The sequence below is a fragment of the Pedobacter sp. genome (assembly GCF_041645105.1).
Classification (GTDB): domain Bacteria; phylum Bacteroidota; class Bacteroidia; order Sphingobacteriales; family Sphingobacteriaceae; genus Pedobacter.
In genome coordinates this window covers 1-15,557 of the sequence record NZ_JBAZQQ010000010.1, presented here as the reverse complement: position 1 = coordinate 15,557, position 15,557 = coordinate 1, and the positions used below count along the sequence as shown (strand labels likewise).

The 15,557-nt window shown below is 38.2% G+C and carries 14 protein-coding genes; 4 read left to right on the top strand and 10 right to left on the bottom strand.

Going from position 1 to position 15,557, the window contains the following annotated elements; translation table 11 throughout:
- Nucleotides 1-180: 180 nt before the first annotated feature.
- A complete protein-coding gene (locus WC623_RS22695; protein ID WP_372855481.1) occupies nt 181-639 on the bottom strand; it encodes a GNAT family N-acetyltransferase in 459 nt (152 codons plus the stop codon).
- Nucleotides 640-1,150: 511 nt separating this feature from the next.
- Between WC623_RS22695 and WC623_RS22690 the strand changes: the two genes are divergently transcribed.
- Nucleotides 1,151-1,363 (top strand): hypothetical protein, encoded by a 213-nt coding sequence (locus tag WC623_RS22690; protein ID WP_372855479.1) that lies wholly within the window; start codon nt 1,151-1,153, stop codon nt 1,361-1,363.
- Between the two features lie 5 nt (nt 1,364-1,368).
- Here WC623_RS22690 and WC623_RS22685 read toward each other — a convergent pair whose 3' ends face one another.
- Nucleotides 1,369-1,707: a DUF4180 domain-containing protein gene (locus WC623_RS22685; protein ID WP_372855477.1), complete on the bottom strand. Its 339-nt coding sequence runs from the start codon at nt 1,705-1,707 to the stop codon at nt 1,369-1,371.
- Nucleotides 1,708-1,876: 169 nt separating this feature from the next.
- Between WC623_RS22685 and WC623_RS22680 the strand changes: the two genes are divergently transcribed.
- Both WC623_RS22680 and WC623_RS22675 read left to right on the top strand, forming a co-directional pair.
- Nucleotides 1,877-2,404: a protease gene (locus WC623_RS22680; RefSeq protein WP_372855475.1), complete on the top strand. Its 528-nt coding sequence runs from the start codon at nt 1,877-1,879 to the stop codon at nt 2,402-2,404.
- A 220-nt stretch (nt 2,405-2,624) separates the two neighbouring features.
- Entirely contained in the window at nt 2,625-3,962 is a 1,338-nt protein-coding gene (locus WC623_RS22675) for a hypothetical protein (protein WP_372855473.1), read from the top strand.
- A 63-nt stretch (nt 3,963-4,025) separates the two neighbouring features.
- Here WC623_RS22675 and WC623_RS22670 read toward each other — a convergent pair whose 3' ends face one another.
- The 8 genes from WC623_RS22670 to WC623_RS22635 all read right to left on the bottom strand — a co-directional run bounded on the left by WC623_RS22670 (nt 4,026) and on the right by WC623_RS22635 (nt 14,802).
- The gene (locus tag WC623_RS22670) at nt 4,026-5,150 is read right to left on the bottom strand and encodes a redoxin domain-containing protein (RefSeq protein WP_372855471.1); all 1,125 of its coding nucleotides are present in this window, start codon (nt 5,148-5,150) and stop codon (nt 4,026-4,028) included.
- 45 nt (nt 5,151-5,195) lie between these two features.
- Complete coding sequence (locus tag WC623_RS22665) at nt 5,196-6,332, bottom strand: redoxin domain-containing protein (protein WP_372855469.1); 1,137 nt, start codon at nt 6,330-6,332, stop codon at nt 5,196-5,198.
- A gap of 33 nt (nt 6,333-6,365) precedes the next feature.
- Entirely contained in the window at nt 6,366-7,337 is a 972-nt protein-coding gene (locus tag WC623_RS22660; RefSeq protein ID WP_372855467.1) for a discoidin domain-containing protein, read from the bottom strand.
- Between the two features lie 15 nt (nt 7,338-7,352).
- Nucleotides 7,353-8,732: a RagB/SusD family nutrient uptake outer membrane protein gene (locus WC623_RS22655; RefSeq protein ID WP_372855465.1), complete on the bottom strand. Its 1,380-nt coding sequence runs from the start codon at nt 8,730-8,732 to the stop codon at nt 7,353-7,355.
- Nucleotides 8,733-8,743: 11 nt separating this feature from the next.
- The gene (locus WC623_RS22650; protein WP_372855463.1) at nt 8,744-12,283 is read right to left on the bottom strand and encodes a SusC/RagA family TonB-linked outer membrane protein; all 3,540 of its coding nucleotides are present in this window, start codon (nt 12,281-12,283) and stop codon (nt 8,744-8,746) included.
- 361 nt (nt 12,284-12,644) lie between these two features.
- Entirely contained in the window at nt 12,645-13,739 is a 1,095-nt protein-coding gene (locus WC623_RS22645; protein WP_372855461.1) for a FecR family protein, read from the bottom strand.
- Nucleotides 13,740-13,826: 87 nt separating this feature from the next.
- The gene (locus WC623_RS22640; protein ID WP_372855459.1) at nt 13,827-14,387 is read right to left on the bottom strand and encodes a sigma-70 family RNA polymerase sigma factor; all 561 of its coding nucleotides are present in this window, start codon (nt 14,385-14,387) and stop codon (nt 13,827-13,829) included.
- Nucleotides 14,388-14,457: 70 nt separating this feature from the next.
- On the bottom strand, nt 14,458-14,802 hold the full coding sequence (locus WC623_RS22635; RefSeq protein WP_372855457.1) for a hypothetical protein: 345 nt from the start codon (nt 14,800-14,802) through the stop codon (nt 14,458-14,460).
- Between the two features lie 235 nt (nt 14,803-15,037).
- On the opposite strand from WC623_RS22635, the gene trxA reads away from it, so the two are divergent.
- Nucleotides 15,038-15,331 carry a thioredoxin gene (trxA, locus tag WC623_RS22630; RefSeq protein WP_372855455.1) on the top strand — a complete coding sequence of 98 codons (294 nt, stop codon included), beginning with the start codon at nt 15,038-15,040 and terminating at the stop codon, nt 15,329-15,331.
- The last annotated feature ends 226 nt before the right edge of the window (nt 15,332-15,557 follow it).

Below are 15,557 nucleotides of genomic sequence, written 5' to 3'. Positions count from 1 at the left end.
TCTTTTTGATACCTGGCTACATAATGAGCTGCAATAAACTTTCCTAAATCGTTTGTCGCTTGATCCCAGGCTTGAAGAAAAAGTCTTCTTGCTTCTTCAGGGTTGGCTTTTTCTTCCATCTCCATACCTTGAAGACAGAGCCTGACTATATTATTACTTGGATTAAATTCCATTTTTTAATTACTTAAGACTTGCCTCATATTTAATTTTAACCGCAGATATAATGTCTGTTTCAATTCTATCTTCCATTAAAACAAAGCCATTTTTCAAATAGAATTGAATTGGGCTGGAATAGGTTGAACCGTCTTGCTTCAAATCATTATTATGATCAATAACCCAACCGCATAAATTCTTAAAATTTTGCTTTAAACTATCAATTAACATATTCCCATAGCCCTTGTTTTGATTTTCAGCGGATACAAGGATAGAAAACCATATCTCCTCATCTCGTAAGAATGTAGCAGCCCAACCAATTACTTCATCGGTTTCATTAAGTAAAATATGATGGTTAAATTCTTTTATGTCTTTTAACAACAATCCAAATCTATTTTTTAATTTAACCGGATATACTTCATTCCAGAAGTAATCAATTTGTTTAGCTTGATCTTGTGTTAGAGTTTTTGATATTTCAATTCTCATAGTCATGATTGTGCAATCTCGGTAGGACTACTACAATAATGATTCTAGTAACCTTAATAATAAGACTTAGACACTTTTATAAGATCACATCACCATATTTATCAAGCGCAGCTTGGCATGTAGGACATGTGTATCCACCAAATAATATCTGATTTTTGTTTTTAGGGACTCTTATTATGGACTGTTCAGTACTGCAGACAGAACAAACTCTTTTAATAAAGTTTAAGCCATACTTTGACTTCCGCTTACCCATTATAGTGAGCCATATAATAATGCCTAGCACTATACATAAAGTCAGAATCAGCTCGATGTATATATCCATGTTACTAAAAATTGATTGTATATATGAAGTTACCAGTTATCTATTGCAAAAACAATCATAAAAATCCCAGGCTTGAAAAAATTGAATTCTTCAGCAATCATTAAGACAGACGATGACAGTCACCAATACTTCAATTTTTCAAACATTCTATTATCAGTTCTGTTAATATATAAACTTAACACAACTGATATGAACAAACCTCTTGGACTAATTCTAACCATCTTAGGGATTGCGATGCTAGTATGGACTGGCTTCACTTACACAAAAAAAGAAAAAATAGTTGATGCAGGACCTATTCAAATATCCGCTGATAAAGAGAAAAATGTGAATTGGCCTCCTTATGTGGGTGGTATTGTTTTAATTGCAGGAGTCGTAATTCTTGTCGGCAGTAAAAAGAAATAAAGCAATTAACTAACAATTTGGGTCATCCATGCTTTCGCTTCTTCAATGTCTTGACAAAACCTGATAATCGGATGTTTTGAATGTTCTCTCGCTAACTCAGTTACCCTTAATCCAAAATCGTGATCGGCATGAAGCACAACGGCTATTGGAAACCGGTAGTTGACAAGCTTTTGGAATGTCTCTCCAAGTATTCCATTTTTTAAATCAAAAAATTCTTTACCAATATCATTCTGCGTGAAAATCATACCGGCAAGCCCCGTTTCTAAAATTGTGATTGCATCCTCAGGCTTTGATAATTTTATGTTGTATTTACTTGCTAAAAGGTCATTTACCGATGTATCCATTTTTTGTTGTTAATGTACTAATTTTAAAATCAATCTTTTATGGCTTGACCAATATTGAAATGTCCCGTATCATGCAGAACAATTCGCTGAAGATCTTGCCTCTCGCTATAAAGGTAACATCACGTAAAGATAATGGAGAAATCTGACTCAAAAAAGATACTTTTACACTATGAAAAACTTTAATATATTGTTATACGCTGCTGTTGTACTGGCACTTTCATCTTGCGGAATCAACAATAATAGCGCACAAAATAGTACTAATCTGGCAGACTCCTCGGCTACTGCAGCCCTAGACAGCACAGCTGAAAAAGGTCTGTTGGCAAAGATGTCAATGAAAGATACCATTAAAGCTGGCGAATTGGCGGAGCTGAAATTTACAGTATATAATAATGCCGATACTACACAACATTTTTGCAAATGGCATACTCCTTTTGAGCCATTCATCAGCAAATACCTGGATATAACATCAGAGTCTGGTGAAGAAGTTGACTACAAAGGCGCTATGGCGAAACGAATAATGCCGCCACCGGCTGACAGTTACCTACCTGTAAATTCTAAAGACAGTATTTCTATTACTGTCGATCTTTTAAAAGGATATAGCATCACCAAACCTTCAAAATACACTATTAAGTATGTAGGTCAAAACATGAGCGGACTTATTGTCCAAGATAGTATTTCTTTCATTTATGCCAAATAGAAGAAAACATACCTTACTTTTCATCACATTAATTGTTTATGCATTTACCAACCAAAAGTGGTATAATAATGCTTTGTAACGGTTCTAACGGGGATCGTGTTTGGTATCCAATTTATCAAAAGTGGGTAAAGTCAGTAATTGAAAGTGATGGTTTTTCAACGGTTGACTGATAAGGCATCTTTTTTGTTGTCAATTTCCTATATCTATTAAACCTTTTTCGATGAAGCAGTTCCACTTCTTTACCCTGTACCTTTTATTATTCATGGCTTCCGCCCTATCCAGTGCCTGCCAATCTTCCAATAGCTTTCCTGGCGTATATGCAGGAGTCAAACTTAGTCTCAACCCATTAGGCGGGGGCATGAATCGTACGGATGTAGTTATCCTGCTGCGCAAGGACAAAACGTTCACAGATCAGCTCAATAAAAAGGAATGGAAAACTGCAGTAAGGGGCAAATATGAAATTAAAGGATCCAACCTTCATCTGCTATACAGCAATGGAGATAAAGACGAATATACGATTACAAAGAATGGAAATCTTGATGGAGGCACCTATGTGATGTTCAAAATGAATCTGGATAACAGTGTTCCAAAGGGAGCCTATACTTTCAAATTCATCAGCGGAAGCGGTGGCATAGCTACTGGCACGACCTATATCGGATCAAGTTCGAGGCGGGTACTCAATTTTGATGGCGCAGGAAACTTCACAACTGACAAACAATCAACTACAGTTATCGCAGGTGATAATATTGGTGGTGGCACCAATTCTAAAAGTGACGGAAAAGGTAAATATGTTTTAAAAGACGGCACACTGACCCTCAATTATGAAAACGGAAATAGTACCACGCACAGCTTCTTTGCCAGTGCGGCAGATAGCAAAAACAAAGCGATGGCGGTAATCGATGGCAGCTTCTATTTTATGGATGATAACGTTGATCAAAAACAAACTGAAACAAAACTTCCAAGTGCTGCTGAAGTATTAAAGGCAGTCAGAAAACAATATGGTGGTAATGCTTTAGATGGGATCAGGACTTATACCGTCGATGCTGAATTCAACGGCATCAAGCTCCGCTCTTACAATGACCTGGTAGGTAACAGGTTTCGCAATGAAATGTTTCATCAAGGAAAGTTAATTGCTGTCGAGCAAATTGGCCCTAACGGAGGTTGGCTATGGAACAATGGAAAAAAGACTATTAGTGATAAGGAACGTCTCCAGGTAGTAAAGTATAACGACCATATCGGTGTACTCGGCTTGCAGCAGCAAAACAATGCAGCATTCGCAAGAGGGATTGTCAAAGCTACCAAAGAAGGATATTCAGTAGAATTTCAGGTTGATGGCCATGAGTTTGTTTACCTATTAGATCGAAATTACAATATTGTGGGTGACAGTTACCAGATTGGTAAAAACAAACAAATAAACAGCTATAGTAACAATCGAACCTTAGATGGTATAAAAATGCCGTTTAGGACAATTACCAGTGATGGGAAAAGCAAGGTGAGGCTCAATTATCAGCAAATTGAAATAAATAAACCTCTGCCTACAACCTGGAAAGAACTCTAGTAATCGGGTCGCCATAAAACGACCCGATCGATTTAAGCCATAACGAGGCTATCCGCCTTTACTTTATTTGATAAACGCAGCAATCTTTTCATTCACATTTTCACCTCTCAGGTCTTTTGCAATAATTACTCCTTCCGGATTGATCAGAAAATTCTGCGGAATGGCACTAATACCATATTTCACTGCAATCTCAGTTTTAAACCCCTTAAGGTCGCTCACTTGGATCCATGGCATACCATCATGCTTCACCGCGTTTAACCAAGCTGCCTTGGTTTCATCCAAAGAAATACCCACAATTTCAAAACCTTTAGATTTTAACTGATTATAAGCTTTTAGCAAATGGGGGTTCTCTGCACGACATGGGACACACCAGCTGGCCCAGAAATCAACCAAAACGTATTTCCCCCTTAAGGATGATAGTTTAAATTCGTTTCCTTTATCGTCTGTCTGTGTAAAATCAACTGATTTTCCAATAGCGATCTGTTTGGCTTTATTGTATTTTGCAGTCAGTTTCTGACCGGTAAAGCTGGTCATTACTCTTTTACTAAAAGGCGTATAATATTTATCAAAAGTTGCCGGATCAATTACCATTGTCCGATTGTCCATAACAGCATCCAAGGCAACATAGGAGTCAGGATGACTAAAAATAAATGAATCCAAACCTAATTCAATACGTGCCATGATGGGCTTAAGCTGATCCGAAAGTCTTTTTACTTCAGCAGTATCCTTCGCTGATCTGGCTTTCATATAAGCAGGTACTAATGCTTTATATTCCTTATGAGGTACCCCAACCACACGTTCATATTCCAGGTAGTCGGCCTGTGCCTGTGTACCTGTAATCACTGCATTAGCCAGGCTATTTGTTCCAGTAACTTTGTACCTGCCTTTTTCCAGGTAAAAGTTTTGGTAGTCAGCCCCTCTGTTTCGGTTTATTGTATCTTTTTTCACTGGCATCATTGTCAGGTAAGCTTTATTACCGAAAGCAGTCATACCACTAATCAGGAATTTGCCATTTTTCAACAAGGTACTGTCTTTAACATTTTTCCCTTCGATGTTCACATAGTTCAGGATTACTTTTTTGTCGCTTCCTGCACCAGGCAGTGTACCTGAAATCTCAAATTTATCTTGCGCCATACTACTTCCGACCGATAACATCAAGAGCACAGCGATTGTACTTTTTATTTTCATGATTTTTATAGTTAGTTTATTTTATGAGCATCATAAAGACAGGGTTTACTTAATCAATTCTTTTAATTTCTCTGTAAGTGCCTCACCTCTCAGGTTTTTAGCGATGATCATTCCCTGCGGATCAATCAGCAGATTTTGAGGTACGGAATTGATGCCATACATTACAGCCACCTCATTTTTCCAACCTTTAAGGTCGCTCACCTGAATCCATGGCAATCCGTCTTTTTTAACCGCTTCTGCCCAAGCTGCTTTGCTTCCCGGGTAATCTAGCGACACGCCAACAATTTCAAAGTTCTTGCCTTTTAATTCATTATACGCTTTTACTACATTTGGATTTTCCGCCCTGCAAGGTCCGCACCAACTCGCCCAAAAATCCACCAGCACATATTTCCCTCTTAGTGAAGACAATGTAAATGGGTTACCGTTCAGGTCATTTTGCGTAAAGTCTGTTGCTTTAGCACCCGTCTGGCGCCTTTTGCCAATGACTAATTTTTCCACAGTGCGCTTACCAAGTGGAGAAGATTTAAGTGCTGCAGAAAAACGGTTAAATAAAGGTTCTTCTTTTGCTGGATCAAACTTATTGTCGAGCACATACATATTAAAAGTATAAAGTCCCATAAAAGAATTCAAGTGCGTTTCTGCAAACTTCAGATTGATCTGCTTGTTCATAGCCACCAGTTTCTGTAGGCTATCTCCTGCTTTTTTGCGCTCTTCCAATGATTTCACAAAGGATCCATCAGCATTTTTCTTTCCGAATTCATCTTGTAATCTGATGATTTTAGCGGTAACAGGTTTAATCAGTTCTTCTCTTTCCTGGTTTTCCTGGTCAGATTTTGAACCCGTGATGATTGCATCTCTGACAGCATCTTTACCTACAATCGAAATATTGGAGTTTTCGATAAAAAACCCTCTTGAATCCCTTTGGGTCCCTGAATCTGGAATTCCACTTCGTCTAACTGCTATAATTGCGCTCTGTGGTTCCATTACACTTCCAGTAAATCGAAACTTTCCATCTATAATGGAAGCAGAATCGATTTCCTTCCAGGCATTGTCTTTTAAAAGAACCAGGTAAGCTTTAGCCGGGCTTTTTACAGCAGGCAATTTTCCTGAAATGATATAGCTTTTTTGAGCTGCTACCACAAAGGGCAGCAGCATCAAAATTGAAAATATTGATTTTTTCATTTTTAATTATTACAAATATCGAGTTGCCATTATTTAATTCAACAATAAAATCCCGCCCACAAAACCTATGTTATAACTGATTGTCGCTGACGCTACATATGTGTTTGCAGTTAAAATTGTGAAGCGTAAATATCTTGCCGTAGTTAATGAAGGAAAATTTATAGTCTGCATTCTTGCAGCGTTGTTAACATTGATCGTATGTGTTCCTTTATCAACCCAGGTTATATTATCTAAACTCGTTTCCACTTTCGCAGAAGTAGTCAAACCTCCGTTTGCAGTAGTTAAAGTTGTTGGAAAGAAGTAGTCTATTCCCGAAAAAGTAACATTCCGCGCAAAATCAATATTCAACCATTGTGGCAATGGTACAGTATTAGAACTCGCCCAAAAGGTTGTACCCGTAGTTGCATCCACTGCTTTAATTGGTGTATTAGTTCCAAGTGATGAAGATGCTGTTGCTCCTAAGGTATACCCTGTATGGCTTACATACCGTGGTTCTTTTGTGTTAAAAACATAATAAATAACTTTGCGTGACTTTGGATCCTGCGGTATACCATCTATAGATGCAATAGTCAACGGAAGCACATAAGTAGTGAAAGGCTCTAGCGTTGTTTGAAAACCAAGGTTTAAAATCGCCGCTTCTGAAATGTTGGTCCCCGGAGCGATGGCTACTGTGGGCTTGAAATAAAGATAGCTTTTTGTGGGAAGTAAAAGGGCATTACTTCCATACTTCAACTTATAGTCAGCTATTTTACTGGTATCGGTGGCAAAAGTAACATAATGAACATCCGAAGACGTGTTCCCTTGAAGCACCGCTTTCATTTCCACACTCACAACCGAAACGTTTCTAATATCATAATCTCTAGCTACTACATCTGTAGAAGCCGGCACATCAAAAGTCACCCTATCTTTTGATAAGGGTTCGCGGCCAGTTTTATCTTTTTTGCAAGCCATAAACAATAGCGCCAGCGTGCATATTGCCAATAAATTTAATTTATATGTCTTCATCTCTTAATTTTATAGTTATGGATTTTGGGGCATATCTGGGTTGAAGGCCATCACCTGAATAGGTATTTGCAACGTATATCTTGGGCTGTGTGGCTCAAGCGTGGCAATAACTGCGTTTTGCGCATTAGTGCGAATTACAGCTGGCATTCTATTCTCCTTGTCAAATCTCCGCATATCAAACCAACGTAGACTATGGAATGGCAATTCACGCCTTCTTTCTGCTAGTACTTCATTAAACACAATATTCTGATCAGCTGAAGCAAAGTCTCTACTCTCAATTGGCATACCAGTATATCTGTTCCTTCTTACCTGATTCAGATGGCTTAGTGCCGTAGCCAGGCTATTCGGAGCGGTACTGCGTACCGCACATTCAGCCGCAATTAAATGCATTTCCTGCACAGTTGTACCTGAATTGGTCAGCTGGAAAATTGGTGTAACGGAAGCTGCAGAAAACGCGGTCGCCCCCCTTACAGTACTGGTCCAGTTCGAATAAAAAATTGTTCTCCTTGCATCGTTACTTGCAAACGTACTTTTAAAATCTAAAGCTATGGGAATACCGACAGCAGCATATCCCTTACCATAAATTGCATCTGGATGAGACACTACATTTTGAGTGTTGGGAAAAGATACAGGGTTGGTATAATCAATCATAATGGCGCGGGTATTAGCAAGAGCTAGCTCAGCATAACGCTGCGCTTCACTATATTCCCTTCTATATAAATAAACGCGAGCCAAAACACTGTATGCAGCAGCCTTAGAACCACGGAACCTTGCACTGCTGTTATCCTCAGGAAGATTCGGGATAGCCGCATTGATGTCATTCAGGATGTGTTGATAAATTTCAGCAGTAGTAGCTCGTGGCGGAGCTTTTTGACTTACATTATCTGAAGTTACAAAGGGCACAGCCAAATCGCCAGTTGCGGTTGCCTCATCATAAGGTTTCGCATATTCATTCACCAGGTAAAAATAAGAATATGCACGGCCAAGTAAGGCTTCCGCCTTAAGACTGTTTTTCTGTGATTCGGTCCCCCCTTCAGCAGCGTCAATACCTAACAAAACAGTATTGTACAAACTAATGCGTTTATAGTGGTCAGCCCATAAATAGGCAGATGCTGATACATCACTTGTAAACTGTGCCGCCCAGGTGTAAACGAAGTCAACAAGAGCAATTGGCGGAGTATTAACATTTAGGTAATCCATATTATCTGTCATATAATCCAGATAAGGGCTATTAATTTCAGTTGTAAATGTTTGTGCGTTTAACCAAAGATCGAAGTCATTCGTCGTTTTCAGCAATTGCTTACCTTTAGGTTCAACATCAAGATATTTGTCGCAACCGCTAAGAACCATGAAACACAAAAGCAATTGGGCGGCTATATATTTAAATTTCTTCATCAGTGTAAATTTTAAAAGTTTGTAAACAAACCAAGCGTATAAGTAGGAGTTAAATACGATTTGGCATAACTTCCCGTAGCCATACTAAAATTATAGCTGTTAAATCCAACAGTGTATAAGTTTGAAGCCTGGGCTTTGATTTCAAAATTCTTAAAACCTGCTTTTTTTATGAAATTAACATCATTTAAGCGGTACGAAACTGTCACATCACCTAGCGTAAGGTAGTCACCATTAACTACATAGTTACTGTTATAAAGGTAAGCTGCTCTTGGGTTAAAACTATTCAGATCAGTCAGGTTTGGAATATTTGTGTTCAGCTCATCACCAGGAACCCTCCAATAATTATTTGATCCTACCAGAGGCCTGTTTTCTGCTGGAGTTGGCCTTGGTACGCGTACTTTAAAACCACCATAATAATTGATCATTGCAAAAAAGTAGAAATTGCCTACATCAACACGGTTACTTAACCCTGCGTTAATGGTTGGTAAAGTAGTCCCCGAGTATTGTACCAGTCCTGAATTCTTATCCGACATAGCAGTAACTATAGGCGTTCCAGTACTACTGGTATTTACAACATATGATGTTCCATTTGGATCTACAATAATAGGATGCCCCTCATTGTTAAGTCCTGTAGTATTGTAAGAAAATATAGAACCTACCGGATAACCACTTACATAACCCAGCACATCAAGCACTTGTGGATTGTATTGCCCAGTTCTGAAGACATCTAATACTTTGCTGGTATTTTTTGCTACCACTATACCAGTGTTCCAGTTAAAGGTTCTGGTAGAAATCCAGTCTGCTTTCAGGCTAAACTCTAACCCATTATTTTTGATGGTGGCATAATTGATTAAGGCAGAAGTCGAACCAAGAGTTGGGTCAATAGTCGAATTACCCATTACATCAGTGGTTTTTTTAGTGTAATATTCAAGGCTACCAGTGATATTTTTGAAAACATTATAATCAATTCCAATGTTTAAGTTCTCAGTCTGTTCCCAACGAAGACCTGTATTGGCATTGGAAAATAAGATAAGCGATGGAAGTGTTGGTGTATTCTGATTATTATTCTCCGCCTTGGCGATTACCTGTGGAAGCGAAAGTTTGGCTACGTTTCCATTAAACCCGTAAGCAGCCCTCAGTTTCAATTGGTGAAGCCAGTTTATATTGTTCATGAAATTTTCTTTATGAATGTTCCAGGCTGCACCTAATGACCATAATGGTTTGTATTTATACTTTGGATCACTACCAAAAAGATTTGATTGGTCAATGCGAATACTTCCTGATAAGGAATAGGTATCTTTAAATGAATAAACTATATTGGAAAAAGCAGAAACAAACCGATCATCAACATAGGTTTGGTTAAAGAAATCATTTAATGAAGAAAGGCCATTTCCTGTAACAAGTGTACCTCTAACTGTTGGTACATTATTAAATATCGAAGCGTAATCGACTGGTTGATGCAATAAACTCTGATCATTATAGCCAAAATATGATGATAAATTGCTTTTATTTAATAATCGACGTATTTCAGCACCGGCTATACCGTTAAGGGAGTGGTTACCAATTCTTTTATTATAATTCAATTGTGTACGTGCAGTATAGCCAGTTGAACTAGTATTTTGCTGACGTAGGAAATCACCATCAGGAAGGTTCTTTTTGAATACAGGGTTAGTGGGGATAGGTGTGACAGTATAATTGTTTACAAATGAATTAACTTCATTCGACCCCTGGGCGGCCAAATGCCTAAATTCTGTACGCGAAGATTCATACACCCCACCGAACAAAAGGTTAAACCCTTTTCCAAAATCATAGTTAAAATTGGCAATCGTCTTGTAGTTTAGCGTCTGTGTCTTGTTGCTTACTTTATCCGCTTCAATCAAAGGGTAATAATTTTGATCCAACAAGCCCTGTGAAAGAATATAGTTATTATAAACTGGTGCATAGCTTTGTGAAATGATGGCTGCAGGATTTCCGTTTACATCTTCGTAGCGTTCATAACCAGCATAGGTAGCAGGTCCCGGTATAGGAGCACCATTAACACGATTTTCCTGGTATTCTGTACTTAGTTCCAGGTTTAGTCGTTTTGCGAGTTTTAGAGTAGTGCGGCCTGTCAGTTGAAATCTATTGTTGTCATTCAGGATTGCATTACTTCGGTTTCCCGTATAATTTGCAGTGATATAATACAGCGCATTTGGTACACCACCCGAAATGTTTAAGGTATTTGTTTGTGCAACTGCCGTTCTTTGGAATAAGCGACTGTAATCCTTAAGATTGTCATAATTAGCAAGTTCAGCAAAAGAGCTTTCAGCCTGTGCAGGTGTAATAATACCAGCTACAAGCTGGGCCTGAATATAGTAAGGGATAGAACGACGTACATTACCCCCTGTTATTGATCCCGGCAAAAATAAGGTTCCCCAGCTAGCAGGCGTAATAATTAGCGCCTGTCTCTCTCGTGTATAACTGGCATTAATGCCTGATGCTTCTGGATCCCAGCGGTAACGGCTGTAATTCTCCTCTGGTGTAAGTCCTAATGTACTCCTGAAACTAAACTGTGCTGCCCCTGGATTCGCTTGTTTTCTCTCAATTATAATTACCCCATTAGATGCTCTTACCCCATATACAGTAGCAGAGGCGGCGTCTTTAAGGATCGTAACGGATTTTATTTCATTCGGATCGATCATATCCAGTGTCAATTCTGTTGGATAACCATCCACTACAATTAACGGACTTTGGTTGGCCGACATCGTAGAAATACCCCGGATATTGAACAAAGGTCTGGTAGTTTCTCCAATGCCAGGAGTAGTACTGGTAAACTGTACGCTGTTATTAATTAACAAGCCCGGTAACCTGTTTACCAATCCATCAAGAAAATTGGAACTTACCCTTGATTCAAACTCTCTGGTCCCAATTTGCGAAACCGCGCCAGTACTTTGTTCCGGCTTAATCCGCTGATAGCCGGTGTTTACGGTTACCGCAACTTCTTCCAGGTCACTCACAGCAACTTCCATACGGATGGTTCCAAGATCTTTTGCAGCAGTAAGCTCCCTTGTTTTATAACCTGTATAACTGATCACTACTGTCGCACCTTCCTCAACATTTTTCAAGAGGAAGTAACCATCTGCTCCGGTTCTGACGCCACTTTTTTGGCCTTTAATAATTGCAGTAGCGCCTGGCAATGGATCTCCTGAAGTATCCAATACCCTTCCACGTACATCAATATTTACAAAAACAGCACGCAGATTGTCGATAAAAGAAGGTTTTGCAGGCTCTATTACAATGAATTTATCTTTTATTGAATAGGTCAGGTTCTGCCCTTTGAAAACCACCTTTAAGGCTTCTTCCAGCTCAACATTTTTTAGATTTATATTGACTTTTTTTGCATTTCCCACTTCTTTAGAGTTGAAAACAAAGTCATAACCTGTTTGCGAGCGTATTTTATTTATTACATTTCCAAGAGAGGCTCCAGTTTCATTCAGAGTTACTTTCTGAGCAAAACCCACAGCACTCGCCTGAATCAAAAAAGTGGTCATTAGTACTATGATTAACTTCATAATCAATAGGAGTTTGGTTGGCAGCCAGTTAAACGGCTTACCACGGTTTAAAGCATAGTTTTCCATACTTCGTCTTTAATTTTTATTCAAACCAAGGGGGTCGACGAAAGACTTTCAATATTGCATTGTTGCACGATATTGCCTAAGTTTGAATTGGTTTGAGTTGATAATAGATTGTTAGGACATAATAATTCTCCCTGATATTTATCAGGAATGGTTGCTCAAACTTTTGCCGGAAAGTGTTGGTAGCACTTTTCGGCTTTCCTATTTATAAGCACCTTTTTCTCTTGTTTAATTTCGTAGAATTTCTTTCATAATGCGGTTTAGGTTAATAGATTGATATATTTGTGTAGGTTGATGATTACTTTGTTACGGTTATTGTTCTATCGGTTATCTTGAACTTTACACTGCCTGTAGTTTGCATACGTTCCAATACAGTAGATATATTTCTTGATCTTGATACAGCGCCACTAAAAGTCTCATATTTTGGTGCATCAGCTGCATATACGATAGAAACATCATACCAGCGCGATAAATCACGCATAATGTCTTCCAGAGTTTTGTTTTCAAATACAGTATTGCCATTTTTCCAGGCCACAGCTTCTTCCAAATCAACTTTCTCTACCCGGATTCTGCCGTTATTTATGGCTTGGTCACCAGGCTTAAGAACATAAGAGGCATTTTTTTCATCAGAAGCAGAAACCCTTACACTACCTTCCAATAAAGTGGTTTTTGTAGCCGCTTCATCGTTATAACTATTGATATTAAAATGTGTACCCAATACCCTTACTTCTTGTTTGTCTGTAGCAACAATAAAAGGTTGTTCACTTTTTGTTACTTCAAAATATGCTTCGCCACTTAATGAAACCTTACGTTCCCTTCCTGAAAATTTAGATGGAAAAGAGAGTTTAGAATCGGCATTCATCCAAACATGTGTTCCATCTGGAAGCGTAATCTCATAAACTCCACCGCGGGGAGTAGTTGCAGTCAGCAATCGAGACTGTGTTGTTTCGGCAATGATATCCGTGCCGTCATAATATTTTAACTTCTCACCAATACTAACACCATTTTGAGCATCACTAAGTTGTATCGTTTTTCCATTAGCTAAGGTAAGTGAGGCCATATTTTTCCCCGGAGCTATATCATTTCCATAAACGACCTCATCTTTTTGATTTGAAAACGTTCCAACGTTATAAAACCAAAGTCCAAAAACTATAGCAAGCACCGCAGCTATTGCTGCAATTTTATAGTAAGGGAAGCGAATGATACCTTTATGATCAATCCTCCTATTTATATCTGTCAGCATAGTGCTTTTAACAACATCAAAGTCAGATACATACTGATCCTGCACCTGTAACTCATTACACCAGGCATTGTATTTACTAAGTTCTTCATCAGTTGCAATTCCCCTGGAAATACGCTCGATTAATACAAGTCTTTCTTTGTCCGTTATCATTCTTTTACCCGTGTCCTTTATACTTAGGGACATGAAGGGCCACTACCCCCCAAAGGATGATCATAAATATTTAAAATAATTGTTAATTTAGATCACAGCAGACCAGAAGGACATTTTACCCAGGCCCGTTTTGAGTTTTTTTAACACAATGGTCATTTGATTCTCGACAGTTTTTTCTGAGATACCTAATCGAAGGGCAATCTCCTTATTGGAGAGATATTCATTCCGGCTCATTTCAAATATTTGCCTTGCTCTTTCTGGAAGAACCAGCACAAATTCCTGAATGGCATGTTTAAGCTCCTTTATTTCCAGACTATCCTCTATAAATATTTCTTCCTGTAATGGATTTAGGGCAAGTATTTCAGCCCTTCGTTTACTACTTTGGATTAATCTGGTCAGCTTATATTTTACTGCAGCAAGCAGGTAAGCCTTTAAAATTGTAACGTTGACTTTCTTTTTATTTTCCCACAACCATACAAAAATATCTTGAATAGCATCAGTGCATTCATCTTCGTCTCTTAGTATATTTAAGGCGTATTGATATAAATATTCGGCATAACGGTGATAAATCTGGTTAAAAGCTTTCCTGTCTCCCTGCTTTAGCAAAGCAGTCAGCTCTAAATCCGTTAGTTTATCGTATGAAAACATTGTAAGTTCGTTATTCACGAAACAAACATATAGAATATTTTGCTAATAGGCGCTTACCGAAGGCGCAGCCCTAAATTATCTCTAATTCACTACCGGTTAAGCAGTAAAAAAGATTTTGAAGTTGATGAACATATTCCAGCTTATAATCTAACATGGCAATTTCACCATCCATAGGTTGTAAATCTTCATTTAATACAAATTGATGCCCATTTTTCTTTTCGAATACATAAGTAGTTTCAGAACCTTCGTCATACTCAAATTCAAATTTCTCAAAGCCAAACTTTACCAGCCATTCTTCAGACAAAGCTATTGGCTCCATTAACGATGCAGAGTCAATGTCTGATCCATAAGGTATTTGCTCTGGAGATCCATGATCTAATGTATAATTTCCTATCCGTAGTTCGCTTGAGTCCATAATCAATTCTTTGCGTGCAAAAATAGGATAATATCTTTTACATATGACAAATTAACCCAAATGTTCATTGAGTTACCTAACTTTGTAAACAGCTACACGAACTTTATAATCAATTGGAGAAGTGAATTACGCTTAAAAGCATCTAACAGAATTAGAACACCGTCCTCAATATTTATGATACATTTGTGGGAGCTGTTATTGGTTTAGCAATATAAAAAGATAAAAAACTAACGGTATGACCTTTCAAGAAATCATCAATCAAGATAAACCTGTTTTAATAGATTTTTTTGCCGAATGGTGCGGCCCGTGTAAAATGATGGCTCCCATGTTAACCGACTTAAAAAAACGAGTGGGTGATAAAGCCAGTATCATTAAAATAGATGTAGACAAAAATCATCAAGCTGCAGCTACCTATCGGGTAAGTGGCGTCCCCACACTTATTTTGTTTAAAAAAGGCGAAATCCTGTGGCGACAGTCTGGAGTTGTTCCTGTTTCTGATCTAGAAAGATTAATTAACCAGAACCTATAAGCTAGAAAACCTACCAAGTTTCTTATAGAGGCGTGAGTTATTGAAGAATAACACCAACAAAAGAAGCAAACAGGCTGTTATGTCGATTCCTAAAAAAGCTATGGGTGAGTGACATTACTTATATCCAACTAAAAAATCAATGGGGGTACCTGAGTCTAATCACAGATGCCTATTCTAAAAAGATAATGGGCTGGGCATTTAGAAAAGATCTTTCTACCCAGGGATG

What these genes read in the sequence shown, in the direction of transcription:
- WC623_RS22695 (WP_372855481.1), bottom strand. Translation starts at nt 639, where the DNA reads ATGAGAATTGAAATATCAAAAACTCTAACACAAGATCAAGCTAAACAA.
- WC623_RS22690 (WP_372855479.1), top strand. Translation starts at nt 1,151, where the DNA reads ATGAACAAACCTCTTGGACTAATTCTAACCATCTTAGGGATTGCGATG.
- WC623_RS22685 (WP_372855477.1), bottom strand. Translation starts at nt 1,707, where the DNA reads ATGGATACATCGGTAAATGACCTTTTAGCAAGTAAATACAACATAAAA.
- WC623_RS22680 (WP_372855475.1), top strand. Translation starts at nt 1,877, where the DNA reads ATGAAAAACTTTAATATATTGTTATACGCTGCTGTTGTACTGGCACTT.
- WC623_RS22675 (WP_372855473.1), top strand. Translation starts at nt 2,625, where the DNA reads ATGAAGCAGTTCCACTTCTTTACCCTGTACCTTTTATTATTCATGGCT.
- WC623_RS22670 (WP_372855471.1), bottom strand. Translation starts at nt 5,150, where the DNA reads ATGAAAATAAAAAGTACAATCGCTGTGCTCTTGATGTTATCGGTCGGA.
- WC623_RS22665 (WP_372855469.1), bottom strand. Translation starts at nt 6,332, where the DNA reads ATGAAAAAATCAATATTTTCAATTTTGATGCTGCTGCCCTTTGTGGTA.
- WC623_RS22660 (WP_372855467.1), bottom strand. Translation starts at nt 7,337, where the DNA reads ATGAAGACATATAAATTAAATTTATTGGCAATATGCACGCTGGCGCTA.
- WC623_RS22655 (WP_372855465.1), bottom strand. Translation starts at nt 8,732, where the DNA reads ATGAAGAAATTTAAATATATAGCCGCCCAATTGCTTTTGTGTTTCATG.
- WC623_RS22650 (WP_372855463.1), bottom strand. Translation starts at nt 12,283, where the DNA reads ATGAAGTTAATCATAGTACTAATGACCACTTTTTTGATTCAGGCGAGT.
- WC623_RS22645 (WP_372855461.1), bottom strand. Translation starts at nt 13,739, where the DNA reads ATGATAACGGACAAAGAAAGACTTGTATTAATCGAGCGTATTTCCAGG.
- WC623_RS22640 (WP_372855459.1), bottom strand. Translation starts at nt 14,387, where the DNA reads ATGTTTTCATACGATAAACTAACGGATTTAGAGCTGACTGCTTTGCTA.
- WC623_RS22635 (WP_372855457.1), bottom strand. Translation starts at nt 14,802, where the DNA reads ATGGACTCAAGCGAACTACGGATAGGAAATTATACATTAGATCATGGA.
- trxA (WP_372855455.1), top strand. Translation starts at nt 15,038, where the DNA reads ATGACCTTTCAAGAAATCATCAATCAAGATAAACCTGTTTTAATAGAT.